We start from the raw sequence: 25351 nt of genomic DNA, 5'->3' as shown, positions 1-25351 counted from the left end.
GTATATATCCCACAGATTATTTAGGTTTCTATTTGATTTACTGACTGCCCGGACTACGGGCAGATTCTAAAGAATTGATAAAATTGGTTCTGTTGCATCTTGGTGTTTTGTTGCGTTTGAGGGAAATTTATATACTCTACATTGAAGTGTTCCGGCGGTATCGTCCCCATTAAGTCCCGTTAACGCAATAGCGCCGTGTGGCTGATCATGCGTGCAATATTGCGTACATCCCATTTTTGAGGATGGGGGGTATCAGGCATACCCCCCCACCAATTATTTTTCCGGAGGGGGTAACCCCCCTTCCGATTTTTTTCGGGCCCGATCAGACCCCCCCTCCCAATCAGGGCCGGGATGCTGGTGCACGACAGAGAATTTACAATGAGCGGGAGCCGGGCGGACAAATTCCGCAACTGGTTTAATAACGATAGGAAGATCCAGAAACTCGGATACAAGACCCCAATGCAGATTATGAAGGAAAAACAATTTGTTAAAAAAAATTTAATAAAGCATATCAACTTGTTTAAACATTAGTACAGTTGAGATAAATATAATGAACCGTAATTATCTGGATTTTGAAGTTAAAAAAGAAATATGGAATAGTTATTTGTTAACCGATGGTGTTACTATAACTCTAAAAGTTGTCCTTATCAATATTTTAATGGAAGGCTTGGATCAACTTGGAAACCCCAAATTCGGTTTTCAGATGAATAATGTAATTGGTGTAAGATTGCCAGCAGAGTGGACACAATTACCGAAAGAAGATGATATCCCAATTGAAAAAAGTCTCGATGACTGGAATGAATACAAAACAAGTAATGGATATCTATTGAAATTTAAACCAGTTATATCTCAAATTACAAGAACCGGCACCTGTGATCCGATGGGAAATCCAATTTACGTAATTCAAACAACACCAATGGTTAAGTTTAGTAAAATTTAATTAATATCATCATAATATACGTGGTACTAACGATGTTTGTTCTCGTTCAAAATTCTTCTATCAGCGCTTTATCCGGCTCTCCAAAAAGTGTTCGTATAAATAGTAACAGTGATGGATTTATTGGATATAATTCTGTCATCAACCCAATTGTATATGAAAAATCAATAAATGTTGAATCGCAGATAAGAACTTTTTTTAATAATTTAAATACAAAAATGTGTATTATTGATGAAGAAGAAATTATTGGTTATTTATTGACTCTTTCTAAAGATATCGATGAATTAATAGAACCTTTTTTGTTTACTAATAAAATTGTTAGAGATACCTTTCAAGGCAAAATCAAAATTTTTGTTAAAAAATATGATGATCCAGAAACCAATGATCATTTTATTTCAATTGATATAAGACAGAATTCCTATCCAGAAAATTTTATTGAACAAATATGGAAAGTTCGAGACATCTTTTCAGAACATTTCCAAAATAACGACTGGATTTTAATTTCTACTGATTTTCATCCATTGTCTTGATTATTATGGTTTACCAATGGTATGATTATTTAATATTTGCAAGAAATTTACGTACCAACCCTGCCTTTATTGAATGTACCTGTGATAAAGAAACACTTAATCGATGTATTGTAAGTAGGGCATATTACGCAGCATTCCATTATGCAAAAGATTGCGCTGAAAAAAAGCAGGGATTTAAATTTAGAACCGATGGAATCCACGATGCCGTAAGAAATTGGTATTGGTCTCACAACAAAAAAGCTGCTTTTAATGATTTGCGTGATTTGAGTAAACTGAGAAATCATTGTGATTACGATGATGTTGTTCCAGATTTAGACAATTTAATTGTAGGGAGCTTAAAAACAGCCGAAAGGATTCATCACGAAACATAATTTGGAGGTAATAAATGTCACAAAAGCAGAAGGGAATAGAATTTGAATCTGAGAATGATCCAAATTTTAAAGTACAGCATATCGACGGGATTGTAGGTAACTTAAATGCAACCGGTGGACGAATGGCATTCTATATTGACATTCCCCAAGTAGAGACAAACATCAAAGAAGGACAAGCGATGCCCGAACTTACAGTTAATACAGTTAAAAGAATTTTTTTAATCGATATTAGGATGAGCACTGAAAACTACAAATCTATCGCGGAATGGATGAAGAATAATGTTGATGCATATGAAAAATTGGTTCAATCCGGTGCTAAACCGGCAGATACTTTGACATCCTATCAATAATTTTTTTCCCTTTTGCATTGGACACGATGTCATTTTACACCACCGTATGGGAGATACCCCCCCTTGGGATGGCGGAGAGTTGCCGAAGATAACCTCTCGGTTTTCCGGATCACCATCCAGACCCGGGACCTTAGGGGACATTCACTCCCCACTTTATGGTTCTCCGTCGGAGACTTTCTTTGGCAAACATGGGTGCTGCCTCCCGGGAGGTCATAATTCGCAAAAATGAGACATTAATTCCCCTGTTTTCGCTCATTTTTACGTCGGAGAAAGGGAGGTCGTATTTAGCGGTGTTCCAGCAGGCGATCACGGTCCGGATCGACCAATAGTGGGTCAAAACGAAAAGAACCCCTGTTTTGGGTGTCGGGTTCACGTCGGAGAGGCGGGATTCTACGTCGAAGAAATCTGAAGATTTCTTCTCCTCCTCCAGGTCTGATAACCTGTCGGACGTCGGAGAAAATATTCATTCACGGTGAGGATATATGCCCGACCCCCTGTTTGTGAAAAACCTCCGGTGGATCGCATCAAACAGGGGCGTGTCGGATCTCAAACGGGGCTCAATTTGGGCTTTGTTTGGGTTTTACCGGGAAACGGAGGCCGTAGCGTGCCCGGATTTGAGTTTGTCAATTCCGGGAAAATAGTGGTTTTGGAGGGTAGTTTCAGGGATGAGTTTCGGGAATTTTGGGGAAGATGCGTTGGGATTGGGAGCTGGAATATTTTTTTTATATGGATCGGAAAAAAATTTTTTGCTTTGTGAAAGAATTTTACCAGCTTGGGAAAAATTTCCGGATAAATTTTGCATTGCGAAAAAAATTTTGAAAAATTTTTCTCGAAAAAATTCCTACGAAAATCAAATTCTTTCAAATAAAAAAAATTCGGCAGAGGCTTCAACCTTTCGCAGAAGTCCGCGTTCGTAACACTCATCAAATCGTGCGAGGTAATTCACCTTCAAGTGTGATCGATTATTTCACGAACGACCGGTAAAAAGGTTCGCCAGATCCTTTCATTGATGTAATTTTTTCCCGGATAAGGACCAGGACATGGGCTTCCGCAGAAAGTGCACGCGAGATTTGTTCACGTTCCATGAACAAAATGTTTGCGGATCGTGAACGAACCGGTATCATTCATAGGCCGCGGACCTGCCTCTATTAGTGGGGGTCTGGCCTGGGAGTCCAAACCGCACCTGCTCACAAGATCTGTTTAACTTTTTACAGCCAGACCCTGCTTGAAAATTTTTGAACAAGGGTCGATTGAAAATTTTCGATCGCGAAAACGATCGCGATAAAAAAATTTTGACCGCGATCAATCCGGAAATCCGGAGGTCGCTCACGTCTGGCAGACCTTTATTTCTCATGGAGATTTTTCACGCCCGCAACCGCGATCACGATCGCATTTGAAAAATTTCAAACGCAATCATTGGGTCGATTGAAAATTTTTGATTGCGATCATGATCGCGATCGTAAAAAGTTAAACATGTTTGAATCGGAAAAAGTTAAACAAATATTCTATTAATCCTTTGAAAAAAAAGTAATACATTCATCAGCCATAATGGGAAATTTCGTCATTCCATCAATGCAGAGAGAAAGGTCCTCTTCAGAAATCCCGGTATGCCTGTTTCCGGTGATCGATTTCAAGGACATGGATGATCAGGACATCATTATGGATTGACAGCAGGGCACGGACATCCCTTCTGACCCTCAGAGAATACACCGGATGGTTTGGATTTGATGCCTTCATTTTTTTGATGAACTGATACGGGTCTTCCTTGATAGTGTGGATCGCGCTGACAACCTTCCGGGCAATCTCTGGCGGTAATCTTTCCAGATCCCGGTCTGCACGATTGGTATATTTCACCCGGTACGGGCTCATTTAACTCCGTATTTCTTCCTGATATCCTCTTCCGGAATCAGATTTCCTTTTTTGATGTCATCGAGGCCTTCTTCCAGACCTTTGATAGCATCCGCACTGAGCGGCTCATCGTCAACGGCGAGATTCACCAGGCGTTCGATGACATCGTTGTACGATTCCTTCGGATTCCGCTTCAGGTTATTCAGCTGGGTTTTGAGATCTTCCCGGATGTAAATTGAGCTCGCTGCCTGCATAGTAATACCTATAGGTTACTATAGGTATTAAATCAGCTATTAGCCCGATGGCACCAGTGTAACATACATGCAGGATCTTAAAATTTTTACAAAAAATTCCGGGCCGGTTCAAACAATTTTCTGGACTTACCTGGACCGGTCCCGGAAATTTTCCAGAATTCCCCCAAGCCAATCTGAATATTTTTTTAAAAATAATCAATACATTCATCAGCGATGAGGGGAAATTTCGTCATGAGAATATGCGGTCACACATACTGATTCTGGTTCTTCTTATAGCATTCCTGTTCATTCCCGTAATCGTCTGTGCCGAAGATGCTACCGAATGGACTGTCCGGGGACTGGCGGCCCTTGATGCAAAGAACTATCCGGATGCACTCACGTATTTCAATAACGCCCTGGCACTTGACAATAATTATGCCTCCGCGCTGTCGGGAAAGGCAGTCGCACTCAATGGCCTCGGGGATTACACCAATGCCCTGGACGCGGCAAACCAGTCCCTTGCGATACGGTCCCAAGACCCGAATGGCCTCAACGCAAAGGCTCTTGCGCTCTATCAACTCCAGAGATATGACGAGGCGGTTGTTGCGTACGATAACCTGTTTGTCGTCCAGGTCAACAACATGGACGCCTACTGCAAACAGGGCTATGCATACCAGATGATAAACAAGTCAGAAAGCGCGGTGGTATCGTATAAACAATGTACTCTGCTTGATCCCCTGAATATCGAAGCCTGGAACAACCTTGGTCTTACGTATATGGCGCTCGGAAACTATGATAACGCGCTGTCAGCCTTTGATTCAGCGACCAGTGTAACGGTCAATAATGCCACCACCTGGAACAACAAGGGAAAAGCACTTGTTGCGCTGGGAAGGACCACCGATGCCCTGCAATGCTTCAACAAGGCGATCGCGATCGATCCGGATTTCACGGATGCCCTGAACAACCGGGACAGCGTGAGGGGAAAACTTCAGGTTTTCACCTACCTTGGTGATACAATAACGCCAACACCCACCATCAGCCGGATCGGGACTTTTTACACTACCGCAACGCCGGTTCCCCAGGAGACTACGGTCATGACTGCTGCTCCAACCGGTGAGATAACACAGGAAATACCTTCAACGACAGTAACGGTAGCAAAGAAGACGACGTACTCCCCGTTATCGCCACTTACTCCACTGGGTGCGGTGGCAGTAATTGCCGGTCTGATGGCGATTGTGAGAAGGGCAAGGAAATAATTTTTTTTAGAGGATTCGTTTTTTTGGATCGGTATTCTTCGTAAGCGATGAGCGGGACCCACTCTCTCTCCCAAGGGTGAGGCAACGCAGGGGGAGCATCCCCTTGACCCGCTACCATTTTTTCCACCCTTTTTTCAGATCCTTTTTCGCCAACCTTCTGAGTGGATATCGCATCGTGGGGGATGCCCGCATCTGCAGAAAGCGATGAGGGGGCGAGAAGGTGCGAAGCACCTTCGCTGTGCCCGAGCGGCGGGGAATTAATCGTCGCATCAGCGAAGAGAGCCTGATGGCTCTCTTCTCGTGTTCCTTCGTCACACAGCGAGGATTGACTGGAGATTGTCGAGAGTCATCAGACTTGAGACAGGAGAAGACCTGCGGTCTTCGAAGAATTCAACAGAGTTCTTCGACTGCGATAGTGTGAGAGTCGAAGAACCTGAAGGTTCTTCTCCCGCTTCACCTCACGTTCCGTGAGGTTCATCGCCCCCACGAGCGATTACGATAAAAAACGATGACCGGAGCCATTCTTTTCTTTACTCTCGTGCTGCCAGGAAATTCAGGAGTCGCGGTTCTGCGTCATGAGGATCCGGTAATGAGGACGTTAACCCTTCCGGTTACCGCCGGGCATATCGCCGCATCACACCACTATAGACCATCACTGCCTTCTCCAGCGAGTCAATGGAAGTCCGCTCGTTCACGGCATGCAGGCTCGAGATCTCCCCCGGGCCGTACTCGATCACGTGAAAGCCGCACTTCCGGAGGTGACGGGCATCGCTTGCCGCCCACTGGACGATGGGAAAGACCGTCCCGCCATATACCCGTTCCACTTCAGCACAGGTGATCGTGACCAGTGGGGACCGGGGGTCCTCGACCGAAGGGGTGAAGGATTCATCAGTTGTCACGGCCGCTGTTCCGGCATGTGCCGATATTCCGGCAAGGAGATCGGCGATGGAACACCCCCACGGGATTCGCATCTCGAGATCGAGCTCGCAGTGCTGGGCCACGACATTTGACTTCTCCCCGCCACGGATTACGCCCGGGTTGAAGGTCAGTTTTTTCAGTACATTGCTGATCCCGGTAATTCCGAATTCCTGCTCCAGTACCCCCGATGACTGCGCGATGATCTCCTGGAGGTGAATATCCACCGGATAATCCTTGTCGTGAAGGGTTTTTATGTAGGCGAGGAATGACATCGCTTCCATGATCGCGCTCACCCCCACCGCGGGATAGAGCGAACCGTGGGCAGGGACACCGGCGAATTCCAGGGAGACCCGGCAGAGCCCTTTCTGCCCGATGCTGGGATGGCGGACAGGAGTGGGTTCGGCAATGATGCAGTCGCACGGAAGGATCCTGTTCCTGGAGAGGAGGTAGCGGATCCCATTCTCCCCGCCGGTCTCTTCATCGCAGACAAAAACAAGCGTTGCCGGGATCTCCTCATTATTGTCTGCAAGCGTTTTGCAGGCAGAAAGGATCGCGGCGCACCCCCCCTTCATGTCCGTTGAGCCTCTTCCCCAGACATAGCCATCTTCGATCGTACCGGAAAATGGCGGTTTTGCCCAGCCATCGGCAAGTGCAGGAACGACATCGACGTGGCCGCAGAGCATCATGTGAGTGCCTGCCGGTTGCGCGACAAGGTTCTCAAGACCCTGCCCGTTCCCGCAGACCAGCGAACGTACACCTATACCGGCGAGGAAGTCCTGTATGTATTCGATGACCCCATCTGTCCTGCCCGGAGGATTTTCGCTCTTTATTCTGACGAGATCTGAACAGATCCGGCTGACATGCATGGTAAAGACTCAGTACCTGGGATCAGTGTTGTGCGCAATAGGAGGAGAACAGGGTGCCAAGGGAAGCGTCCTCATAGATGCTTTTTAAGAATTCCGGCTCGAAGAACTCGTCGATGATGGCGAAGAAGAAGCCCGCAGGGACCGGCTTCTTGCTGTCCGGGTCCGGAACAATCCGGAAACTGCGGTAACTGGCCGGGTCTTCCGTATCGTAGATCATCTGCCAGAGCGAGGGGAGTGCGGCAAATTTTGCCGGCAGGTTCTCACGGAGCCAGTTGATGAAGCCGGGGAATTTTGCCCGGTCGCCTTTCTTCTCCTCGTCAATCCGCCAGCGCATGTACTCGGCGCCGATGATATTTTTCGGTGATCCGTAATTGTAGGCATAGATCCCCGCAGTATAATCGATATGGGCGAGGGAATCGATGAGATAAAAATAGAGGACCCTGTTAAATCCTCCCGTATCCTGGAGCATCAGGGACTTGCCGTAGAGATAATCGAGGACCGTGAGGAATTCATTATCATCCTGCATATCCACAGGTTCGTGCAGGCACCGTAAATAAATTCGCGTCGCGGATTGGGCAAAAGCAAGAATGTACTTTATCGAAAACGGTTTCATGTACTATGATGCCCCCCTCTTGCGCCTCCGAATGGTTCATCAGAACCATGAGGATGAGAAGAACTCGCAAGAGTTCTTCGAATACCACCAGACTCGAAGAATCATTCGGATTCTTCTCGTGTCTCATCTCTGATGAGATTCGACATCCCCCGTTGAGGGACGGGGCGCAGTGCGATGCCTCAGATTAGGTTACAGGTAATTCATCGTCATCATATTGGGTGGATGCCCCAGCGGCGGGGGCGAAGCCCCCGAGAGCGTCAGAATTTCCTGAATGATTTCTCCAGAGCACAGGAAGAAAAAAATTTGTGGGGATTACCGGTAAAACGGCACGCGATCCGCCACGGCTTTCCGGAAGAGGTCTTCGAGCTCTTCCCCGTGTTTTCCCCGGATATCGATATGGTTATCGGTTCGCATCAGGCAGGGCTTGAGTTTGCCGTCCGATGTGACCCTGAGCCGGTTGCAGAATGCACAGAACTCGGTGTTGTGGACCGGGCGGACCACTTCCACCTCGGCCCCATCGAGACAGTATTTCTTCCGGTGGTGCATCCTCCGGGTCACGATCTGTTTTGACCGCATGGCCAGCGCCCGTTCAATCCCGTTTAAGTCCCCGTGGTGTTCGCAGTGGTTGAAGTCCATCAGCTCGATCAGCTGGAGTATGAGGTTCCGGTTTCCCCGTACATAGGCAAGGAAATCGTCGACCTCATGGTCGTTGATCCCCTCGAGTACGACCATGTTGATCTTTACCGGGGTCAGGCCGGCCTCCTGCGCAGCGGTGATCCCGTCCAGGACTTCAGCGAGCTGGTCAAGTCCGGTGATTTTCTTATAGCTCTCTGGGTCCAGGCTGTCGAGACTGACGTTCACGCGTTTAAGACCGGCCTTTTTCAGCTCGTGTGCAAGGCCGGCAAGGAGCGTTCCGTTGGTGGTCAGCGAGGACTCCATGCCGGCTGGTACGGACCGGATGATCTCGAGAAGGTCCGGGCGGAGGAGCGGCTCGCCCCCGGTAAATTTCACGCTGCGGATACCGAAACCAGCTGCCACCCGGAGGATCTCTGCAATATCACCTGCAGAAAGCTGTTCTTTGGATGATTTCTCACCCTCACGGTGGCAGTAGATACAGGACAGGTTACATTGTTTTGTAAGGCTGATGCGGATATTGGTTACCGGCCGGTTGAACGAATCCTTGAGAACCATGGGGTGATGCTCATCCATTGAAATTTTTTGCAACGATATAGAGTTCCGTGCTGCCCTTGCGGGTGGACCTGGTGATGCAGGTTTTCACGGAATAAAAGTGTTTTTTTGTCATGGCATAGAGCTCGGGAAAGTCGGTGCCCTGGAAGGATTTTACCGCGAAATTGCCCCCCAGTTTCAACACTTTGCAGGCAAACGACAACGCCTGCTCATTCAGTTCGATGATCCGTGCCTGATCGTAACTCTTGTGCCCGGACAATTTCGGGGCCGCATCGCAGAGCACGACACTGGCAACGTCGATCAGCGATTTGACCTGCTCAAGGACTTCGGGGTCGTTGAGATCGCCTTCGATCGTCTCTACCCCTTCAAGTCCTGCGATGGGGTTGAGGTCGATGCCGACAACGCGGGCGTCCGTGAGCGTCCGCTCCACCTGGAGCCAGCTTCCCGGTGCCGCTCCGAGATCCACGATATTATCGTCAGGGCGGATAATCGCAAATTTCTTCTGGATCTCGAGGAGCTTGTAGGCTGCCCGTGAGCGGTATCCTTCCTGTTTTGCCCGTATGTATGTCTTGTCATATCCCCATTGTGAACCCATGGTGTGAATCGTTCCTCTCAAAAATCCTTAAGTTAAAACCCAAAACGCTATAATTAACGTATGACGATATACTGTATTAGAGTTTGTTAAGGGGTAACCGATGTTAAAAGCAACTATTGATGCAGACATGTTCAGGGAAGCGATTGAAGCGATCTCGGCTCTCATCCCTGAGTGCCGCCTGCATACGGACGAGAGCGGGCTCTCCACGCGTGCCGTTGACACGGCGAACGTGGCGATGATCTCCCTCACGCTCAAAAAAGAAGCGTTCGATTCGTATAAGGCAACGAAGAGCCAGTTGGGCATCGATCTCATGAAGATGAAGAACATCTTCGGCATGGCCGGAAAAGGCGATCTGATCAGCATAGAGATGGCCGATAATGCCCAGAAAATGTCGATCTCGGTCCACGGCTACCATTACTCGATCACGCTTCTCGATACGAACACGATAAGGAAGGACCCGAACCCGCCGACCATCAGCCTGCCGGGGAAGATCGTGATCAAAGGCCAGGACCTCAACGATGCCATGAAGGCAGCCGCCGTGATCTCGGACAAGATCGCCCTCGGGATCAACCCCAAGGACCAGACCTTCTACCTTGTGGCCGAAGGGGATACCGACCATATCCGCCGCGAATTCTCAAAAGACGAGCTCGTATCGCTCACCCCTGCTGAGGCCCGCTCGCTCTTCTCCCTTGACTATCTCAAAGACATGGGCAAGGTCATGAGCCGGGCTGCCGAAGTTGAGATCTTCCTTGGCATTGACCACCCGGTCAGGTTCTCGTTCGATATCTCGGGTGGCAACGGGCATGTCGAGTACCTCCTCGCACCCCGTATCGAGGCTGACTGATGGAGTATTCCCCATCGGCAAAGGAACTTTCCCATTTTCCCTTTTTAAAAAAAGCCCAGGATCATGTCAAGGGCCGTTTTGCTTCGGTGGATTCCCTCCTTAAGGATAAGAAAGGCGAAGCGCTGATCGAACGCGCCCTTGTCCGTGTCCAGGGAGCGATCACCCCGAAAAAAACGTTTGCACCCGTGGTAACCGGCACACCGGAAGAGGAGATCGCCGGGTATGCCCTCGCCCGGATCATCGTATCCTGCGTCAACGACCGGCAGCTCATCGAACGTTTGACCCGGTATGAGGCGGAGCGGGCGTATTATTTCCTTGTCAAGGAAGAGGACTGGAACCAGAACTACCTGCAGGAGGACGGGGAATACTCCCGGCTCTGTGTCGCGCTTGCCGGGGAACTGGGCATACGGATCACGCAGGACCGGATGCCGCTTGTCGATTACGTGGAGCTGGTATCGCCCCTCCACGAGGACCGGTTCCATCTCGTCAACCGACGGCTGGAGGATGGTTTTGTTGCGATTAAAAAAGATGAGCGGTACGAGCTGGTACGGGAACGGATACGGCTCCTGCTCCGGCGGGATCTTCCGCACAAAGTGCCTGCAGCCCTCTGCGAACAACTCTCACCCCGCGTTGCACAGTTGAAAAAGGTATACCAGGAGCAGATGCTCCAGCAGTTCGGTACGATCGAGGAGAGCGCCTTCCCTCCCTGCATGCAGGCGCTCGTCACGGCACTGACGGCAGGCACCAACCTGAGCCATGCAGGTCGTTTCTCCCTCACAACGTTTCTCCACACGATCGGCATGGACGTCAGCGGCATTGCAGCTCTCTATGCCCGTTCACCGGATTTTGATCCCGAGAAGACCATGTACCAGGTAGAACATATTACGGGCCGCGGGGGATCCGGCACCGAATACACGACACCTGCCTGCGCTGCCATGCGGACGACCGGGCTCTGTGTCCACCGTGACCCGCTCTGCGAAAAGATCGGCCACCCGCTGAGTTACTATAAGGTGAAAAAGAGGGACAGGATGGGGAAAGGCCCGAAGAAAGGGGAAGAAAAAGGAGCGGAAGTACCGACTCCGTCGTCTACGTGACCTTTTCATTCACGAGGTATCCAAAGATCCACTGTTTTTAGAAGTTTGCTCATGAAATCCATGACAAGACACTATTCGACCGATCAACTTTTTCGACCAGTATTCTTTTGGTTTGTTGAAATTCAACGCCCAGAACGCAAACAGAACGCGTCTGGAGCTTTTGTATTTTTCACGGGACCGAAAATGAGAGGTTTTACCAGTCATTTGTCTTTACAGCTAGATTCGAATCCTTGTAATATCATACGGTCAATGGGTTACGTTCTCTATTAAAATTAGAACCCGGAAAAGCAGGACGGGAAGATCCGATGAAGGACTTTTTGTTCCTAAGATCAACCTTGGTAGGACCTTCCTTGATTGACTACATATACAAATGACAATATAAGCATTGGTACCCTCACCATGAGAAACGCCAACAGAACGCAGATATGGCCTTCGTTTTATGTAAAATAAGAAAGATATATCCTGTTCGTGAGGGAAACGTTTTGTAGGCTGGGATTCATAGAGCATATCATGGTGGGAAAATCATGGTAAAAAAATCTAAGTCATCAGTTAAAGGAGTATCTAAAGCATCAGGAGAAGAAGAGACTTTAGCATCCGAAACAGAAGTGTATATACCAATATCCAAAGGTGGGATAATTGATTTTTACTATTTATGTTGCGGACTAGGAATCCTGCTGATGATTATTATGATCATTTTTATCCCTCTCCATTATGTATACCATACTCTATAATTTCAGAGAAGTATGATAGGGTTATCCTAATCTTCCTCCACCTTTTCTTGCCATAGAATGCGGGTATGGGGTTCAATTTGAAGAATTTTTTTCACCTGAACGACAGATGCCGAACCTCATCCTTCCGTATCTGTCCACAGTCCGGGCAGATCCAGGCAACCGGAACAAACTTCCCATTATCCCGTTTGTAGAGCCGTTGCATCGTGTGTGCGCGATCAGAGTGCTTGCAGAGCTTGTGCCTGATGTCCATGAAAGATGTATACAACTTTGGAAGAGAAAGAGATAATCGTATAAAGGAACGAGGAGATTTTTCCATTGCTCAAAAATGAGAATAATAACAAGATTACCTATCACGTTATTTTTTCGTTCACGAGGTATCCAGCCCCGGACAGGAAGAGGATGAAGACGATGATTGCCGTCAGGTAGGCAAATGCCGACGGGATCGCCATCGGCAGAACGGCCAGCAGTACGATCAGGATAATAAAGGCAATCACGCCGATGACCACATCAAGGAGTCGTGCGTCCATTCATAATCTTTTCGATATAGGAGGATATAGGTTTATCCGACAGTGTATCCCTGCGGTTTTTAAGATAACACCTATAATCACGTAAAGCGACATCCCTTTCATGGACCGGCCGGCATCAATTTCCCTTCTTAGGACCTATGTCCACGATGAACACCTTGTCCGGCACTGCCGTGCAACCGGCGCGATCATGAAAGCGATGGCGGGGCACCTGAGCGCAGATACGGGACGCTGGGAACGGATCGGGATCCTCCACGATATCGATTTCGAGCAGGTGCAGGGGGACATGCAGCGGCATGGCGTAGCGGGAGCAGAAATCCTGAAGGATCACGGAATTGATCCGGAAGATGCGGAGATCATCCGTCGCCATAATCATCTCCTTCATCATGATACGTACTCGAGCCCGGTGGAACTTGCGCTCCAGGCAGCAGACAGCGCCTCCGGGCTCATCATCGCCTGCGCTCTGGTGAAGGGAGGCAGGCTTTCTGATGTAACAGTAAAAACCCTCCTGAAAAAAGCCAAAGAGAAGTCGTTTGCCGCCGGCTGCGATCGGGACAGGATTGCGCTCATCCAGCCGGTCATCGGCGTACCGGAATTTTATGTGGTCGCGCTTTCCGGGCTTATGGAGATCCGATCCGAACTTGGGCTGTCCTGACCACTTTTAAGGGCATCTTAATATCGCTCTCCCCCAACTGGTACTGTAATGGATCCGGTTCAGGAACGCAGCGATGTGCTGGGACATCTGGAAAAAGCGGTTGCCCTGCTCGTGCAGTCGATGAACCTGCAGCTCATTCCTCCGGACGGGGCGCAGATTGGCTTTGCCATACGGGGTGCACGGGACAAGAGCGGTATTGCGGCGGTCAATGGCAGGATTTCCAGTACGGGCGGGAAAGTACATGCCGGAGGTCCCTGTTCGTTTGGCTCCGATGAACACGTCGCCCGGGTTCTCCTGACCGTGATGAAATTTGATCCCCTCAGGAGGAGTGGCGCCCTGCTCCGGTTCTCCGACCGGGCCCTCCAGGTGCTGGATGAGGACCTGTTTCTTGAGTGCTCATCCTTCGATGCGGCAAAAGCCCCGCAGGGTATCAGCACCATGGACTGGGGGATTGCATCCTGCTGCAGGAGGGGAGTCCCCGACGTGATTTACTCCCGCGGGAGCAGGGGCGCAGGCGCCGTGCTCATCCTTCTCGGAGAGAACCCGGTCGACGTTGCAAACAATATTATTATCTGCTCAAACCGCATTTAAAATATAGAATTCTTGAGGAATCTCACATGGGAATCAAGCCGTCATACATCAAATCAATGGGAACCGAACTCCTGGCAAAACAGCGGGAGAACTTCTCGGGCAGTTTCGATGAGAACAAGGTGCAACTCTCAAGCTCCGCCGTCATTGAGAGCAAGCGCGTCCGGAACCGCATCGCCGGATACATTACAAGAAAAATAAATACCAAAAGACACTCATAACCTATTTATGTTCGAAGGTGTCCTTCCGGCAATCATAACCCCTTTTAAAAGGAACCCTGCGATGGGCCTGGATATTCCGGGTCTCGAACGCAACATCGGTTTCCTTCTTTCCCGCGGTATCCACGGGATTGTGCCCTGCGGTTCGACTGGCGAGTCTGCGACTCTCACGTTCGAGGAACATGAGAAGGTCATGGAAGTCACGGTCGACAAGATCAATGGAAAGATCCCCGTACTTGCCGGTACGGGATCCAACAACACTGCTGAGGCAGTGCGCCTGACGAAGGCGGCGAAGGACATCGGTGCGGACGGCGTGCTCGTCATCAGTCCGTACTACAACAAGCCGAACAGATCAGGTCTTATCAAGCACTTCACGAAACTCGCGGATCTCGATATCCCGGTCGTCATGTACAATGTCCCGGGACGGACCGGCCAGAACCTGGAGCCCGATCTCGTGGCGGAACTTGCGCAGCATCCCAATATCGTGGGCATCAAGGAAGCGAGCGGCAATATCAGCCAGATGTCGCGGATCCTCGAGGAGACGCAGGACGAGGACTTTGTCCTCATCTCCGGCGACGATAACATCACCCTCCCCATACTCGCATTGGGCGGGGCCGGTGTTATTTCCGTTGCGGCAAACATCGACCCGGCCCGGATGGTTGCGCTGTACGAGGCGATGAAGCATGGGGATTACCAGAAAGCACTGGTTCTGCACTACGCGATGTCGCCACTCTTCCGCTCCATGTTCATCGATACCAACCCGATCCCGGTCAAGAAAGGAGTGGAACTCATCGGCCTTGCGGGCGGACCGGTGCGCCTCCCGCTCGATGAACTGGATGCGAAAAAGACTGAACAGCTGAAAAAGGTTCTTGCCACCATCCCTTCGAAGGGTGCGTCCAAGGTAACGCTGGCAGTGAAGAAACCCGTAAAGGCAGCGGCCCGCAGCAAGGCGAAACCAGCACCGGCACGGCGCACGCGGTGAGAAGGCCATGGTAAAGGTAGTTGTATGCGGCGCATCCGGCCGGATGGGACAGACCATCGGCCGCATGGTCAACGAGTCAAAGGATCTTGAGCTGGTCGGCGGGATCGATCTCAAGCCCAACTCGTTTTTCGGTGTCGGGATCGTGGAGACAAAAAATGCCGAGGAACTCCTGAAAAGTACAAAGGTCGATGTACTGATCGATTTCACGGTTGCCAGTGCTGCCGTTGAGAACGTGAAGATGGCAGCCCGCAATAACGTGGCGCTTGTTGTCGGCACTACCGGCTTTACACCGGAACAGCGGGGGGTGATGGAGAAGGCCATCCATGGGCATGTGCCGGCGGTCATCTCAAGCAACTTCTCGGTCGGTGTGAATATCTTCTGGCAACTGATCAGGGAATCCGCAAAGCTCCTGAAGGATTATGATATCGAGGTGATCGAGGCGCACCACCGGAACAAGAAGGATGCACCGAGCGGCACCGCAAAAACAATCCTTCAGATCATTGATGAGGAAGCCGGCGCACGGAAGAAACAGTACGGGCGCGAGGGCATGACCGAACGGCAGAACGAGATCGGCGTGCACGTGATCCGCGGCGGGGATATTGTCGGTGAACATACGGTTATGTTCTCGAAGAATTTCGAGACGATCGAACTCTCGCACCGGGCCTATGACCGGTCGGTCTTTGCAAGCGGTGCCCTCCATGCAGCCCGCTGGGTTGTCGGGAAAAAGCCCGGCATCTATGGCATGAGCGATGTGCTTGGTCTGAAGAAGTAATTTTTTCGAGTTAATTTTTTCATGGGGAATTTTTCCCCTTTCAGATCTTGACATATATCGTGGAACTTGCCGGGTCATGGTCGAAGACCCTGATACGTTCTCTCCACTTCCTGCGTTGTGATGGATTTAGACTTTAATCGTGGTCGAAGACCCTGCGGGTCTTCTCCACCCCCCACGTCCTGATGGATGGGGGTTGTACTCGAAGACCTTGATAAGTTTTATCCACTCCTTATATCGTGATGGATTTAGACTTTGATCGTGGTCGAAGACCCTGCGGGTCTTCTCCACTCCCCACGTCCTGATGGATGGGGGTCGTACTCGAAGACCTTGATAAGTTTTATCCACTCCTTATATCGTGATGGATTTAGACTTTGATCGTGGTCGAAGACCCTGCGGGTCTTCTCCACTCCCCCCATCCTGATGGATGGGGGTCGTACTCGAAGACCTTCAGCCTTCCCGATGACGCGCAACCGGATGGCCCCGTGTCATAATAGAAACCCTTTTTTTGTCGGTAAAAGATACATATACGATGGAGTGAACGAGTTGGTAGCAGTTGTTAACAACGACAAGTGTACCGGATGTGAAACCTGCGTGAGCGAGTGTCCCTCATCGGCAATTGCTCTAGAGAATGAGAAGGCAAAAGTCGACAAGGACATGTGCGTTGACTGCCAGACCTGTGTCGATGTCTGCCCATCAGAAGCTATAACCGTGGAGTGAACGAGTTGGTAGCAGTCGTTGACAACGATAAGTGTACCGGATGTGAAACCTGCGTGAGCGAATGTCCCGCATCGGCAATTGCCATGGAGAATGAGAAGGCAAAAGTCGACAAGGACATGTGCGTTGACTGCCAGACCTGTGTCGATGTCTGCCCGTCCGAAGCCATCCATATGGAATAAGCCGGTAATTACCGGATCTGTTTTTTATGGTTCAGAGGGATCCTCTATCTCACGTGATTATCTAAAACGTCCCGCAAGAATCTGGTTCTTTTTTATTTCGGTACGTGCACATGCTGTTTCACGGCCGGCCCTGCACCCTCCAGGCACTACCAGTTAAAATAATTATAAAAAACAATGTTTTTATCATCCTAAGTGAAATGGGATTTTACAACCCGCCATCATTCTGAAACGGGGAAAACGAACAAACAGGACCTGTCACCATGATCAATGTTGGAGTGCTCGGTGCTACGGGCGCGGTTGGTCAGCGATTTGTTGAACTTCTAGCGGATCATCCCTGGTTCAAACTTACAACGCTTGCCGCTTCCGAACGCAGTGCGGGAAAGCCCTATGGAAAGATCGTAAAATGGCGTCTTGATACGCCGTTCCCGGAGAATATCGGCAGGATCAAGGTCGTCCCGACATCGCCAAAAGCGATGAAGAACGTCGACCTTGTCTTCTCCGCTCTCCCGGCAGAGATTGCGACTGCGGTCGAGACCGAATTTGCTGACGCTGGTATTGCGGTCTGCAGCAATGCAAGCTCCCACCGTATGGAACCGACGATACCGCTTATTGTACCGGAAGTCAACCCGGATCACCTGGGCCTCATCGATGTCCAGCGGGACGCCGGCCGGGACGGGTTTATCGTTACCAATCCCAACTGCTCTACTATTGTGATGGTGACCGCCCTTGCGCCCCTGAGGCAGTTTAAATTCTCCGATATCCGGGTAGCGACCATGCAGGCAATTTCCGGGGCGGGATTTGAAGGGGTTGCCGCGATGGCGATCTATGACAATGTGATTCCCTACATCGGCAAGGAAGAAGAGAAGATGGAGACGGAGACGCTCAAGATCATGGGAACCCTGAAAGGCAACAAAGTGGCAAACGCACCCTTCAAAGTCAGCGCAAGTTGCCACCGTGTGCCGGTCATCGACGGGCATACCATGGCGGTCTGGGCGGATATCAAAGAGCCCGTAGAAAAACTCAAAAAAGCATACCTCAACTACAAACCCCCGATCAAGGGTCTCCCGACACAACCGGCCGAGTCTGTCCACTTCTTTGATGAGGAGGAGCCGGACCGACCCCAGCCCCGGCTCGACCGTATGCGGGGCAAGGGAATGACGGTCTCGGTCGGGCGGCTCCGTGAGGGCATCCGGTTCGTGGCAATGGGCCACAACACAATCCGGGGCGCTGCCGGTGCGAGTGTACTGAACGCAGAACTGATCACGAAAAAGAAGTATCTCTAGAGCGGGGTGGGATCTATGCAGCAGCTGAAAGAGAACACAGTATTCGTCGGAAACAAGCCGGTCATGAACTACGTACTTGCCGTGGTCACCCAGTTTAACAATGGCGCAGACGAGGTGGCAATCAAGGCACGGGGGAAGGCGATTTCCCGTGCCGTTGATACAGCCGAGATTGCCTTGAACCGCTTCCTTGATGGAGTCACCAAAAAAGAGATCGTGACCTCAACGGAAATTATCGATACGGATTCAGGCAAGACAAATGTCTCTTCGATCGAGATTATTCTTGCCAATAACAAATAATTTTTCCTTACTTTTTTGCTCGTTTTTTCCCGAAACGGGGAAAATCCGCCCACGTAATCGTATGAAATTACCCAAAACATTTTAAGGAGACTTCACGAATTTATTATTCCATGCAAGCCCGTGCTGTCGCGCTGTTGTTTGTGATACTCATATGCATCGTGGCACCCGTTTTTGCAGCCGAAGAGGATCGGTATGGGTATCTCAAAGTATCGGATATTGATATCCAGCTCGATAACGGGACTGCGCATATACATGTCAATTATACGGTGGACGACAGTACGCGGTTCATCTTCTTTTTATTCGGAAAACAGGATCTCAAGAATAAACTGCTGAAGATCCTCAATTATGATGATGCACAGATGAAGCAAATCAATCTCTCGAGTGCGGAATTTATTGTTGATCAGGCTTCGTATTCCTATGGCGATGGTATCTACTGGTATCCGGCACATAATTTCAATGTTGTCATCCCAAATCTTACCGTCAGATCTCCCCAGGTAACCAAAAATTTCAGCATGGTACGAGAGTTCCCCGGTGGAATCGGGTATTTTGGCCCTGATGCATCACCTCTCGTGCAGGATGATAGTGCTGAACTCCCACCTGCTGATAATTCTCCCAAGTAACAATCCTTTGTCCCATAACCCAATCATGTTATTTTGCCTGTCTTTTCTCGCGTATCCTCGGTACCTGGTTCAGTATTATGAATAAAGACCATTCCGCTCTGCCGAAGTGCTCACTCTCATGGGGTTTGGTTCAGGAACGATGCGATTGAACGTGAATGGCTGATTTGATCCAGCTTCTACGGCTGATCCTGAATACCGTTTGTTGCGATTGATTTCTGTCGATATATTCTCCATATTATGATCGCTGAATCAAGGTACGACGGAATAACAAGGATCTCAGGAACCGGGTAGAAAAGAAGAGGTCACATAACCTCAATGATTTCCTGTTTCTGCTGCTCGGCAATCTTCTTGTTGACGGAATACTGGATTACCACGCCGGCAACTGCGGAAACGATGCCGCCAATCGTGGACCAGAGTATATATTTTGATACGGTATCGGCTGAAAGGGGGAAATCCTGCGCTCCCTGGAACGAGATGATATAGATACTTGCCGCATAGAGGAGGAGACCGATGGCTGTAACAAAAAACGGGAAGACAATGACCTTACCCAGGTTCTCCTTCTCGTTCTGGTATACATCGATAATGACGCCTACGGAAAGGACAAGACCGGCAAAGATGAGCCACTCGAATGCACCGTAGATGAATGACATCAGGTACGTGATGATCCCCAGGCTGCTATCCGTTGAATAATATTTCAGGATGTTGATGAAGCCAACGGTAAACCCGATTATAATCAGGAGGATAGTGGTTGTATACGTGACAAACGAGAACCTCCCGCGTGACAACGACAACCTGAGGGCATCCGTAATCCCGTGGACGAGTTCATCAAATCCGAATCCCTTGTAGAGCAGGTAACACCCAATTACGCCCACGACGACAATTGTCGCGGCACCCGGTGCACCGAGCAGGTAGGCACTGGCATACAGCAGCATGGCAAGGCCGATCGGGATAAACACCATGCGGGAGATCTTCGGGTCGTCAAATAATTTCTTCAGGATATAATATGTGCCCTCAAGATTGGGCATCTGGTTGACGATGACCCGTCTGATGCTGGAGACGGGGATCTTGGACTGGATGATCGGGATAACGTATTCGTCCTCTGCCCCATCCGTAACGAGAATACAGTTCGTTACCTTGGTCTCCTCCATCACTTTCTCGAGCGAGGTGGCAATCCGGCGGTCACCCTCGATCATGTGCAGATGGTTCCCGGCAACGACTGCGATAGCGGTCTCTTCACCTTTTGCAATCAGTTCATCATAGATCTTAACTGCTGAAAAAATCGCATTGACGTCAGAGTCCTCTGGATCAGCGAGTGCCAGTGTGTTTGCCGCCTTCAGACATGCCGCACGGCCGATGCACGGGCTTTCGATTTTTGCCTTCCAGCCTATGTCATCGTCACGGTCGACACTCAGGACCAATGTCCGTCCCTGTGTCATTATATTTATAAAAACGCCGTAAATCTATTAAATTATTGCTGACGCGTAACAAAAAGAGATAAAATAAGAATCAGATGAGTTTTGAGCGCTGGAGGAGCAGGATATCGTCGGTGGTGAGTTTTTCGCCAGCCCGGAAATTCTTGAACAGGCTTTCTGCTTCTTTCCTGACGGCTTTTTGTTCTTTTGTGACCTTGACCTTCTTGGTCTTCTTGCGGAGGCCGGAGATTACCTTGTCATAATCACGGAGTTCTTTCTGGCACGCGATGAAGAACTTGTGCTCTGCATCCGCTGCTTCCTGTGCCTCCACAAAACTCTTGTGTGCTGCATCCGCTGCTTCACGGGACTTGTCGGCTTTGCGGTAGGACTCAACCATAAGATCGTGGTGCTTTTGTGCAAGTTCGGCAACTTCGGTCACTTTCGCGTGGAGATCTGATGCCTGTTTCCGAAACTCGCGGGCTTCATTGACTTTGGTGCGCATCTCCTTGTTCTGCTCAAGTTCGGCTTCCTGCTCACGCACCTGACCCTTCATCTGCTTGATCTTCTCGATCAGCTCGCGTTCCTTGTCCGTTGTGAAGACTTCGGTCTGCTGCCGGTACTCCATGTACTCGATCTGTTTCTGGAGTTCCTTGACCCCGCGGTTCTTCTGTGTGCCGTGCTCTTTCTTGAACGATTCAATGTCTTCAAAAAGGACATTGGCCTTGTCGTTCATCTCGTTGCGCTGGGCCTTGATGTCAAGGACTTCCTGGTTGGATTTGTCCCGGAGATCTTTGTTCTTCTGCGCCTCTTCGACGAACTCGCGGGTCTGGTTGTTTAAGGTGTTGCGCTCGCGGGCGAACTTGCTGGCATTGGCATTCAGTTCATTGCGGCGGTTTTTGTGTTCTTCAGACTCGGCAAGGGTTTTTTTCCGTTTTTCCATCAGGTCATTCAACATGCGTTACCAACTCCTCATCAGATTCTCCTTTCACGGGAGGCGCACACTCTTTCGTTTGAGGTTTCCGTGATCACAAGAGCCGCATTGTTCCGGCTTTCTGATTCACCCTTATTACAACACTGCATACGGGATGCAGGATGAAAAACACCAGAAAAGATACTCAGCGCAGAATTCAGATAAGACTCCGGATCGAAGTCTTTGTTCAACACTCTGTTCATGATGTTCAACTCCCGATACCGGGGCGGGACCGTCCACAGGATCTCACCCCCATCCTCCCAGCGAAGGATTGTTCGAATGTACTATATTTTAAAGGAGCGGAGAATTATTAAGTGTTTCGCCGTTTACAGGCAGGAAACCGGCACGGATCCTGGGATGCGCGATCTGTAAGGAAATGGTTACAAAAAGGGTGTTGGTCGTTGGATTAAACCAACAGTACCTGAAATACCTGGCTGGAATTTTTGGTTTTTACAAATTTTCGGGTTTATCGATGTGCGTGGTGTGATTACTTAACCGACCCATTCGAGGACGCCGCCGCCACTTGGCTGGTCCCTGCTGCTGGTTCTCTTGGCCACGGGCATCTCAACCGCCTTGGGGTTGGAACGCTTATTCTCGATGTCCGAGATCATGGTCTTGTAGGACTGACGGGTTCCGAGGATCTGCGCGCTCTTGACGCCGGTCATGATGGCGAGCACACGGATCTTGCCTTCCATATCGCTGCGGACGCGGGCGCCCCAGATCACATCTGCATGGGGGTCGAGTTCGTACGTGAGCGAGGTTGCGACTTCCTCTGCATCCTGCAGGGTAAGGTCAGTGCCGCCCGTAATGTGGATCAGACTGCCGGTTGCACCGCGGTAGTCGATGTCGAGCATCGGGTTGCTTAAGCATTCGCGGACAACGCTCTCTGCCTTGTTCTGCTGCTTGCTTTCTCCGACAAGCATGACTGCGACGCCGCCCTTGGACATGATGGCGCGGACATCTGCATAGTCGATGTTGATGAGCGACGGCTCAGTGATCGTTTCGGAAATCCCCTTGACGGTCTCACCGATGAGCTGGTCCATGACGGAGAATGCCTGGCCGAGCGGGAGGTTCGGGACGAAGTTCTTCAACCGGTTGTTGTCGAGTACAATCACGGAGTCTGCTGCGGATGCGAGTGCCTCAAGACCCTCTTCTGCACGGATAAGGCGGGCTTTCTCGACCTGGAACGGGTAGCTGACCATTCCGACAACGATTGCACCCTGTTCCTTGGCAATCTGTGCTACAACGGGCGCTGAACCCGTACCGGTACCTCCTCCCATACCTGCTGTGATGAAGACGAGATCCGCAGATTCAAGGATCGCTTCAAGTGTGGGGCGAGCCATCTCGGCTGCACGTTTACCGACATCCGGGTAACCTCCGGCACCAAGGCCTTTGGTTAAGGACTTGCCGATAAGGACGCGCTTGTCTGCCTGGATCATGTCCAGGTGCTGCTTGTCCGTGTTGATCGCGATTGTCTCTGCACCGGAAACGCCCATGTGGTGGATACGGTTCACGGTGTTGTTTCCCGCGCCACCGCATCCGATGATGACGATTCTCGGCTGTCCGACAAAGTCATCATCTGCTGCGCTGGTACTGCCGGGCTTGTTCATCTCTTTTTCAAGTTCGGCATTTTTTAGTGCGTCGTTAATAATACTTTGCATGTCTACCCTCTCAAACCTTGAATGAAACCTGGTCACTTTCCTTCAGGACACGGCTGGCGCGTTTTTCAACAAGTTCACGAACCGCCGCCCTTACCGCTTCTGATACGTTGGGGTATTCCCCCGAATCTACCATCTGCTGGAGCAGATTGATCTGCTGTTCAGGCAACCGGAGCGTGATCCTTTGCATCATTGTATCTCTCATTTCTGACATATGTCTGGCTTCTGTCGCTCATATGTCAGACAAAGAGAATCCTTGTGTCTGACTTAACCAGATGAATCAAAGTAAAACACATAGGTATAAAAACTTTCTTCTTTGTGATTGGCAACTGCTTCACAACGCATTTATGACAGATTATCCAATTATTTTAGAAAATGAGCAGGATTTATGGCTGTTGACTTTCCGGAACGGGTTGTTCATGGAGGAACCGGAAAGCGACAGCAGGAAAAAACGCACAAAAAAGTGCTGGATTTCAGCGCGAGTGTGAATCCGTATCCTCCTCAATTCATATGGGAGATGGATTCTGACCGTCTTGGATATTATCCGGACGATACGTATACTGAACTCAAGGAACGGATAGGCAGTATCTTCCATCGTCCTCCTGAGGAAATTTGCGTAGGAAATGGATCAAGTGAGCTGATACGGGTTTTCTGTTCAGTGGTTTTCCGGGATTCCTCCCGCGACAGAATGTTCTATCAGGAGTCCCCGACGTTCGGCGAATATGCGTTATCCGCCAGTCTCGCAGGAGCGGTTTGTACAGACAAGCCGTCCGACGCGGGTGTCTCTTTTCTCTGCAATCCCAATAATCCGACAGGCCATTTAACCCAAAAGGAAGATGTCCTTAAACGGCTTCATTCAGTCAAAATGTTTGGAGGGCTGCTCTTTTGCGATGAGGCATTTATTGAATTGTCTGATCCAGGTGAGAGTGTTACGGATGTACGTGACCCTAATCTTTTTGTGTTGCGTTCACTCACCAAATGTTTCTCTGTACCGGGGATCAGGTTCGGTTACGGTTTTGGCGATCCGGCGCTCATAAAAAAAATTGAGACTGCCCGGTCTCCCTGGAGCGTGAATGCCTATGCAGAGGCGTATGCCATGGAAGCGTTCCTGCATATGGATGAGCTTGCGGCATCACGATCCGCCATTAAAAAGGAACGGACCTGGCTTTTTTCAGAAATCCAGTCCCTTGGTATGCGCTGTTACCCGTCACAGGTAAATTACATTCTTGCGGATTGTGGCAGGGAGGTATCTGCTCTCTGCGAACTGCTTGCCGTGCAGGGGATCCTTGTCCGTGACTGTGCGTCGTTTGGTCTGTCGTCATGCATCCGCATCGCGGTCAGGACCCGGGAAGAGAACAGAATACTCATCGAGGCACTTACTGCATGCGTGCACTGATCATGGCTGGCGGCGCAGGAAGCCGGATCAATCTCGGAGAAAAACCGCTTATCCTTATCTGTGGGCAGCCGATGATTGCGTATATTATCGGGGCTTTTCAGAAGGCAGGATGCGAACCGGTGGTTGCAGTATCCCCACAGACCCCCATGACCCTGAACTGGTGCCGTGCCCGGGGAATTGCTTTCTGTAAAGCAGAGGGGAAAGGTTTTGTGGAAGATATGGTGCATGCAATTCGTTTTCTTGAGGAAGAAAATCCAATTTTCATCTCTGTTTCTGATATCCCGTGTATTACCGCCGGGATTGTCAGATCCATTTCTGAGTTCTACGATACTGATGGAAAAGATGCCCTGTCCACATGGGTCCCGGCAAGCACGGTAAAAACCTGCCGCGGAGGCATGCCATACCGCGAACGGATTAATGGCATCGAGGCATGTCCTGCCGGTATAAACATCCTCCGCGGTGATCGTATTGACGAGGTCCAGGATGAACAGGCCCTTCTCCTGAATGAACCCCGCCTCGCCATTAATGTAAATACCCGGGCAGACCTTGCGGAAGCGGAATCGTTATTGCGGCTCGAAAGTACGGCATAAATCCCGATTCAGGATAGCACGCAACCTTGGTTCTTCTCAATTTACGGCAATCAACTCAAAATACGGATAATCCTGCCATATTTTTCAGGAATGCATATTAAGGATTATCACCCAAG

At 49.9% G+C, this 25351-nt stretch carries 32 protein-coding genes; 20 read left to right on the top strand and 12 right to left on the bottom strand.

Features of this window, described 5'->3' with window-relative positions:
- The first annotated feature begins 550 nt into the window (after positions 1 to 550).
- The 5 genes from ABSG49_RS07640 to ABSG49_RS07620 all read left to right on the top strand — a co-directional run bounded on the left by ABSG49_RS07640 (position 551) and on the right by ABSG49_RS07620 (position 3105).
- Entirely contained in the window at positions 551 to 940 is a 390-nt protein-coding gene (locus ABSG49_RS07640; RefSeq protein ID WP_424025524.1) for a hypothetical protein, read from the top strand.
- Between the two features lie 32 nt (positions 941 to 972).
- Entirely contained in the window at positions 973 to 1467 is a 495-nt protein-coding gene (locus ABSG49_RS07635) for a hypothetical protein (protein WP_424025523.1), read from the top strand.
- Between the two features lie 5 nt (positions 1468 to 1472).
- Positions 1473 to 1838: a hypothetical protein gene (locus ABSG49_RS07630; RefSeq protein ID WP_424025522.1), complete on the top strand. Its 366-nt coding sequence runs from the start codon at positions 1473 to 1475 to the stop codon at positions 1836 to 1838.
- Between the two features lie 14 nt (positions 1839 to 1852).
- Positions 1853 to 2188, top strand: coding sequence for a hypothetical protein (locus ABSG49_RS07625; protein ID WP_424025521.1), 336 nt, complete (start codon positions 1853 to 1855; stop codon positions 2186 to 2188).
- 665 nt (positions 2189 to 2853) lie between these two features.
- Positions 2854 to 3105 (top strand): hypothetical protein, encoded by a 252-nt coding sequence (locus tag ABSG49_RS07620; RefSeq protein ID WP_424025520.1) that lies wholly within the window; start codon positions 2854 to 2856, stop codon positions 3103 to 3105.
- A gap of 676 nt (positions 3106 to 3781) precedes the next feature.
- Here ABSG49_RS07620 and ABSG49_RS07615 read toward each other — a convergent pair.
- Positions 3782 to 4057: a type II toxin-antitoxin system RelE family toxin gene (locus tag ABSG49_RS07615; protein ID WP_424025519.1), complete on the bottom strand. Its 276-nt coding sequence runs from the start codon at positions 4055 to 4057 to the stop codon at positions 3782 to 3784.
- Positions 4054 to 4290 (bottom strand): DUF7557 family protein, encoded by a 237-nt coding sequence (locus tag ABSG49_RS07610; RefSeq protein WP_424025518.1) that lies wholly within the window; start codon positions 4288 to 4290, stop codon positions 4054 to 4056. Before ABSG49_RS07610 ends, ABSG49_RS07615 begins: the two co-directional genes overlap by 4 nt.
- Before the next feature lie 239 nt (positions 4291 to 4529).
- Between ABSG49_RS07610 and ABSG49_RS07605 the strand changes: the two genes are divergently transcribed.
- Positions 4530 to 5525, top strand: coding sequence for a tetratricopeptide repeat protein (locus ABSG49_RS07605; protein WP_424025517.1), 996 nt, complete (start codon positions 4530 to 4532; stop codon positions 5523 to 5525).
- A 611-nt stretch (positions 5526 to 6136) separates the two neighbouring features.
- On the opposite strand, the gene ABSG49_RS07600 is transcribed toward ABSG49_RS07605, so the two are convergent.
- The 4 genes from ABSG49_RS07600 to ABSG49_RS07585 all read right to left on the bottom strand — a co-directional run bounded on the left by ABSG49_RS07600 (position 6137) and on the right by ABSG49_RS07585 (position 9705).
- Positions 6137 to 7309: a M20 family metallopeptidase gene (locus tag ABSG49_RS07600; RefSeq protein WP_424025516.1), complete on the bottom strand. Its 1173-nt coding sequence runs from the start codon at positions 7307 to 7309 to the stop codon at positions 6137 to 6139.
- 22 nt (positions 7310 to 7331) lie between these two features.
- Positions 7332 to 7835, bottom strand: a complete 504-nt coding sequence (locus ABSG49_RS07595; protein ID WP_424025515.1) for a hypothetical protein — start codon at positions 7833 to 7835, stop codon at positions 7332 to 7334.
- A gap of 399 nt (positions 7836 to 8234) precedes the next feature.
- A complete protein-coding gene (gene moaA, locus ABSG49_RS07590) occupies positions 8235 to 9113 on the bottom strand; it encodes a GTP 3',8-cyclase MoaA (protein ID WP_424025514.1) in 879 nt (292 codons plus the stop codon).
- Between the two features lie 10 nt (positions 9114 to 9123).
- The gene (locus tag ABSG49_RS07585) at positions 9124 to 9705 is read right to left on the bottom strand and encodes an RlmE family RNA methyltransferase (RefSeq protein ID WP_424025513.1); all 582 of its coding nucleotides are present in this window, start codon (positions 9703 to 9705) and stop codon (positions 9124 to 9126) included.
- A gap of 100 nt (positions 9706 to 9805) precedes the next feature.
- Here ABSG49_RS07585 and ABSG49_RS07580 point away from each other — a divergent pair, with 100 nt between their 5' ends.
- Both ABSG49_RS07580 and priL read left to right on the top strand, forming a co-directional pair.
- Positions 9806 to 10549 carry a DNA polymerase sliding clamp gene (locus ABSG49_RS07580; protein WP_424025512.1) on the top strand — a complete coding sequence of 248 codons (744 nt, stop codon included), beginning with the start codon at positions 9806 to 9808 and terminating at the stop codon, positions 10547 to 10549.
- Entirely contained in the window at positions 10549 to 11643 is a 1095-nt protein-coding gene (priL, locus tag ABSG49_RS07575; RefSeq protein ID WP_424025511.1) for a DNA primase regulatory subunit PriL, read from the top strand. The genes ABSG49_RS07580 and priL overlap by 1 nt, the downstream gene beginning before the upstream one ends.
- Positions 11644 to 12465: 822 nt before the next feature.
- Here the strand turns inward: priL and ABSG49_RS07570 are convergent.
- Positions 12466 to 12624: a hypothetical protein gene (locus ABSG49_RS07570; RefSeq protein ID WP_424025510.1), complete on the bottom strand. Its 159-nt coding sequence runs from the start codon at positions 12622 to 12624 to the stop codon at positions 12466 to 12468.
- Positions 12625 to 12724: 100 nt separating this feature from the next.
- On the bottom strand, positions 12725 to 12901 hold the full coding sequence (locus ABSG49_RS07565) for a hypothetical protein (protein WP_424025509.1): 177 nt from the start codon (positions 12899 to 12901) through the stop codon (positions 12725 to 12727).
- A 100-nt stretch (positions 12902 to 13001) separates the two neighbouring features.
- Between ABSG49_RS07565 and ABSG49_RS07560 the strand changes: the two genes are divergently transcribed.
- The 10 genes from ABSG49_RS07560 (at position 13002) to ABSG49_RS07515 (ending at position 19209) form a co-directional block, all read left to right on the top strand.
- Complete coding sequence (locus ABSG49_RS07560; protein ID WP_424025508.1) at positions 13002 to 13553, top strand: HDIG domain-containing metalloprotein; 552 nt, start codon at positions 13002 to 13004, stop codon at positions 13551 to 13553.
- 48 nt (positions 13554 to 13601) lie between these two features.
- A complete protein-coding gene (locus ABSG49_RS07555; RefSeq protein ID WP_424025507.1) occupies positions 13602 to 14144 on the top strand; it encodes a thiamine-phosphate synthase family protein in 543 nt (180 codons plus the stop codon).
- A 26-nt stretch (positions 14145 to 14170) separates the two neighbouring features.
- Positions 14171 to 14362: a 30S ribosomal protein S17e gene (locus ABSG49_RS07550; RefSeq protein ID WP_424025506.1), complete on the top strand. Its 192-nt coding sequence runs from the start codon at positions 14171 to 14173 to the stop codon at positions 14360 to 14362.
- A gap of 7 nt (positions 14363 to 14369) precedes the next feature.
- Entirely contained in the window at positions 14370 to 15341 is a 972-nt protein-coding gene (dapA, locus tag ABSG49_RS07545) for a 4-hydroxy-tetrahydrodipicolinate synthase (RefSeq protein ID WP_424025505.1), read from the top strand.
- A 7-nt stretch (positions 15342 to 15348) separates the two neighbouring features.
- On the top strand, positions 15349 to 16113 hold the full coding sequence (gene dapB / locus ABSG49_RS07540; RefSeq protein ID WP_424025504.1) for a 4-hydroxy-tetrahydrodipicolinate reductase: 765 nt from the start codon (positions 15349 to 15351) through the stop codon (positions 16111 to 16113).
- Between the two features lie 543 nt (positions 16114 to 16656).
- A complete protein-coding gene (locus tag ABSG49_RS07535; RefSeq protein WP_424025503.1) occupies positions 16657 to 16830 on the top strand; it encodes a ferredoxin family protein in 174 nt (57 codons plus the stop codon).
- A gap of 5 nt (positions 16831 to 16835) precedes the next feature.
- Positions 16836 to 17009, top strand: a complete 174-nt coding sequence (locus ABSG49_RS07530) for a ferredoxin family protein (RefSeq protein ID WP_424025502.1) — start codon at positions 16836 to 16838, stop codon at positions 17007 to 17009.
- A 260-nt stretch (positions 17010 to 17269) separates the two neighbouring features.
- The gene (gene asd, locus ABSG49_RS07525) at positions 17270 to 18292 is read left to right on the top strand and encodes an aspartate-semialdehyde dehydrogenase (RefSeq protein WP_424025501.1); all 1023 of its coding nucleotides are present in this window, start codon (positions 17270 to 17272) and stop codon (positions 18290 to 18292) included.
- 15 nt (positions 18293 to 18307) lie between these two features.
- Positions 18308 to 18589: a DNA-binding protein Alba gene (gene albA, locus ABSG49_RS07520; protein ID WP_424025500.1), complete on the top strand. Its 282-nt coding sequence runs from the start codon at positions 18308 to 18310 to the stop codon at positions 18587 to 18589.
- 110 nt (positions 18590 to 18699) lie between these two features.
- The gene (locus ABSG49_RS07515; RefSeq protein WP_424025499.1) at positions 18700 to 19209 is read left to right on the top strand and encodes a hypothetical protein; all 510 of its coding nucleotides are present in this window, start codon (positions 18700 to 18702) and stop codon (positions 19207 to 19209) included.
- A 302-nt stretch (positions 19210 to 19511) separates the two neighbouring features.
- On the opposite strand, the gene ABSG49_RS07510 is transcribed toward ABSG49_RS07515, so the two are convergent.
- The 4 genes from ABSG49_RS07510 to ABSG49_RS07495 all read right to left on the bottom strand — a co-directional run bounded on the left by ABSG49_RS07510 (position 19512) and on the right by ABSG49_RS07495 (position 23442).
- Positions 19512 to 20645, bottom strand: coding sequence for a DUF373 family protein (locus ABSG49_RS07510; protein ID WP_424025498.1), 1134 nt, complete (start codon positions 20643 to 20645; stop codon positions 19512 to 19514).
- A gap of 70 nt (positions 20646 to 20715) precedes the next feature.
- Entirely contained in the window at positions 20716 to 21576 is an 861-nt protein-coding gene (locus ABSG49_RS07505) for a coiled-coil protein (RefSeq protein ID WP_424025497.1), read from the bottom strand.
- A 506-nt stretch (positions 21577 to 22082) separates the two neighbouring features.
- Positions 22083 to 23252, bottom strand: coding sequence for a cell division protein FtsZ (gene ftsZ / locus ABSG49_RS07500; protein WP_424025496.1), 1170 nt, complete (start codon positions 23250 to 23252; stop codon positions 22083 to 22085).
- A gap of 10 nt (positions 23253 to 23262) precedes the next feature.
- Positions 23263 to 23442, bottom strand: coding sequence for a ribbon-helix-helix domain-containing protein (locus ABSG49_RS07495; RefSeq protein ID WP_015285751.1), 180 nt, complete (start codon positions 23440 to 23442; stop codon positions 23263 to 23265).
- Between the two features lie 195 nt (positions 23443 to 23637).
- Between ABSG49_RS07495 and ABSG49_RS07490 the strand changes: the two genes are divergently transcribed.
- Positions 23638 to 24645, top strand: coding sequence for a pyridoxal phosphate-dependent aminotransferase (locus ABSG49_RS07490; protein WP_424025495.1), 1008 nt, complete (start codon positions 23638 to 23640; stop codon positions 24643 to 24645).
- Positions 24633 to 25235, top strand: coding sequence for an NTP transferase domain-containing protein (locus tag ABSG49_RS07485; RefSeq protein WP_424025494.1), 603 nt, complete (start codon positions 24633 to 24635; stop codon positions 25233 to 25235). The genes ABSG49_RS07490 and ABSG49_RS07485 overlap by 13 nt, the downstream gene beginning before the upstream one ends.
- Positions 25236 to 25351 lie beyond the last annotated feature (116 nt).

Source organism: Methanoregula sp. (genome assembly GCF_049510175.1).
Lineage (GTDB): Archaea > Halobacteriota > Methanomicrobia > Methanomicrobiales > Methanospirillaceae > Methanoregula.
This window is presented reverse-complemented; position numbering and strand designations above follow the sequence as displayed.

Coding starts and splice junctions, on each gene's coding strand:
- ABSG49_RS07615 (WP_424025519.1), bottom strand. CDS start 4,057: ATGAGCCCGTACCGGGTGAAATATACCAATCGTGCAGACCGGGATCTG.
- priL (WP_424025511.1), top strand. CDS start 10,549: ATGGAGTATTCCCCATCGGCAAAGGAACTTTCCCATTTTCCCTTTTTA.
- ABSG49_RS07585 (WP_424025513.1), bottom strand. CDS start 9,705: ATGGGTTCACAATGGGGATATGACAAGACATACATACGGGCAAAACAG.
- ABSG49_RS07605 (WP_424025517.1), top strand. CDS start 4,530: ATGCGGTCACACATACTGATTCTGGTTCTTCTTATAGCATTCCTGTTC.
- ABSG49_RS07640 (WP_424025524.1), top strand. CDS start 551: ATGAACCGTAATTATCTGGATTTTGAAGTTAAAAAAGAAATATGGAAT.
- ABSG49_RS07490 (WP_424025495.1), top strand. CDS start 23,638: ATGGCTGTTGACTTTCCGGAACGGGTTGTTCATGGAGGAACCGGAAAG.
- ABSG49_RS07515 (WP_424025499.1), top strand. CDS start 18,700: ATGCAAGCCCGTGCTGTCGCGCTGTTGTTTGTGATACTCATATGCATC.
- ABSG49_RS07620 (WP_424025520.1), top strand. CDS start 2,854: ATGAGTTTCGGGAATTTTGGGGAAGATGCGTTGGGATTGGGAGCTGGA.
- ABSG49_RS07610 (WP_424025518.1), bottom strand. CDS start 4,290: ATGCAGGCAGCGAGCTCAATTTACATCCGGGAAGATCTCAAAACCCAG.
- ABSG49_RS07595 (WP_424025515.1), bottom strand. CDS start 7,835: ATGCAGGATGATAATGAATTCCTCACGGTCCTCGATTATCTCTACGGC.
- dapB (WP_424025504.1), top strand. CDS start 15,349: ATGGTAAAGGTAGTTGTATGCGGCGCATCCGGCCGGATGGGACAGACC.
- albA (WP_424025500.1), top strand. CDS start 18,308: ATGCAGCAGCTGAAAGAGAACACAGTATTCGTCGGAAACAAGCCGGTC.
- ABSG49_RS07570 (WP_424025510.1), bottom strand. CDS start 12,624: ATGGACATCAGGCACAAGCTCTGCAAGCACTCTGATCGCGCACACACG.
- dapA (WP_424025505.1), top strand. CDS start 14,370: ATGTTCGAAGGTGTCCTTCCGGCAATCATAACCCCTTTTAAAAGGAAC.
- moaA (WP_424025514.1), bottom strand. CDS start 9,113: ATGGTTCTCAAGGATTCGTTCAACCGGCCGGTAACCAATATCCGCATC.
- ABSG49_RS07625 (WP_424025521.1), top strand. CDS start 1,853: ATGTCACAAAAGCAGAAGGGAATAGAATTTGAATCTGAGAATGATCCA.
- asd (WP_424025501.1), top strand. CDS start 17,270: ATGATCAATGTTGGAGTGCTCGGTGCTACGGGCGCGGTTGGTCAGCGA.
- ABSG49_RS07505 (WP_424025497.1), bottom strand. CDS start 21,576: ATGTTGAATGACCTGATGGAAAAACGGAAAAAAACCCTTGCCGAGTCT.
- ABSG49_RS07580 (WP_424025512.1), top strand. CDS start 9,806: ATGTTAAAAGCAACTATTGATGCAGACATGTTCAGGGAAGCGATTGAA.
- ABSG49_RS07560 (WP_424025508.1), top strand. CDS start 13,002: ATGGACCGGCCGGCATCAATTTCCCTTCTTAGGACCTATGTCCACGAT.
- ABSG49_RS07600 (WP_424025516.1), bottom strand. CDS start 7,309: ATGCATGTCAGCCGGATCTGTTCAGATCTCGTCAGAATAAAGAGCGAA.
- ABSG49_RS07485 (WP_424025494.1), top strand. CDS start 24,633: ATGCGTGCACTGATCATGGCTGGCGGCGCAGGAAGCCGGATCAATCTC.
- ABSG49_RS07550 (WP_424025506.1), top strand. CDS start 14,171: ATGGGAATCAAGCCGTCATACATCAAATCAATGGGAACCGAACTCCTG.
- ABSG49_RS07555 (WP_424025507.1), top strand. CDS start 13,602: ATGGATCCGGTTCAGGAACGCAGCGATGTGCTGGGACATCTGGAAAAA.
- ABSG49_RS07635 (WP_424025523.1), top strand. CDS start 973: ATGTTTGTTCTCGTTCAAAATTCTTCTATCAGCGCTTTATCCGGCTCT.
- ABSG49_RS07510 (WP_424025498.1), bottom strand. CDS start 20,645: ATGACACAGGGACGGACATTGGTCCTGAGTGTCGACCGTGACGATGAC.
- ABSG49_RS07565 (WP_424025509.1), bottom strand. CDS start 12,901: ATGGACGCACGACTCCTTGATGTGGTCATCGGCGTGATTGCCTTTATT.
- ABSG49_RS07630 (WP_424025522.1), top strand. CDS start 1,473: ATGGTTTACCAATGGTATGATTATTTAATATTTGCAAGAAATTTACGT.
- ftsZ (WP_424025496.1), bottom strand. CDS start 23,252: ATGCAAAGTATTATTAACGACGCACTAAAAAATGCCGAACTTGAAAAA.
- ABSG49_RS07495 (WP_015285751.1), bottom strand. CDS start 23,442: ATGATGCAAAGGATCACGCTCCGGTTGCCTGAACAGCAGATCAATCTG.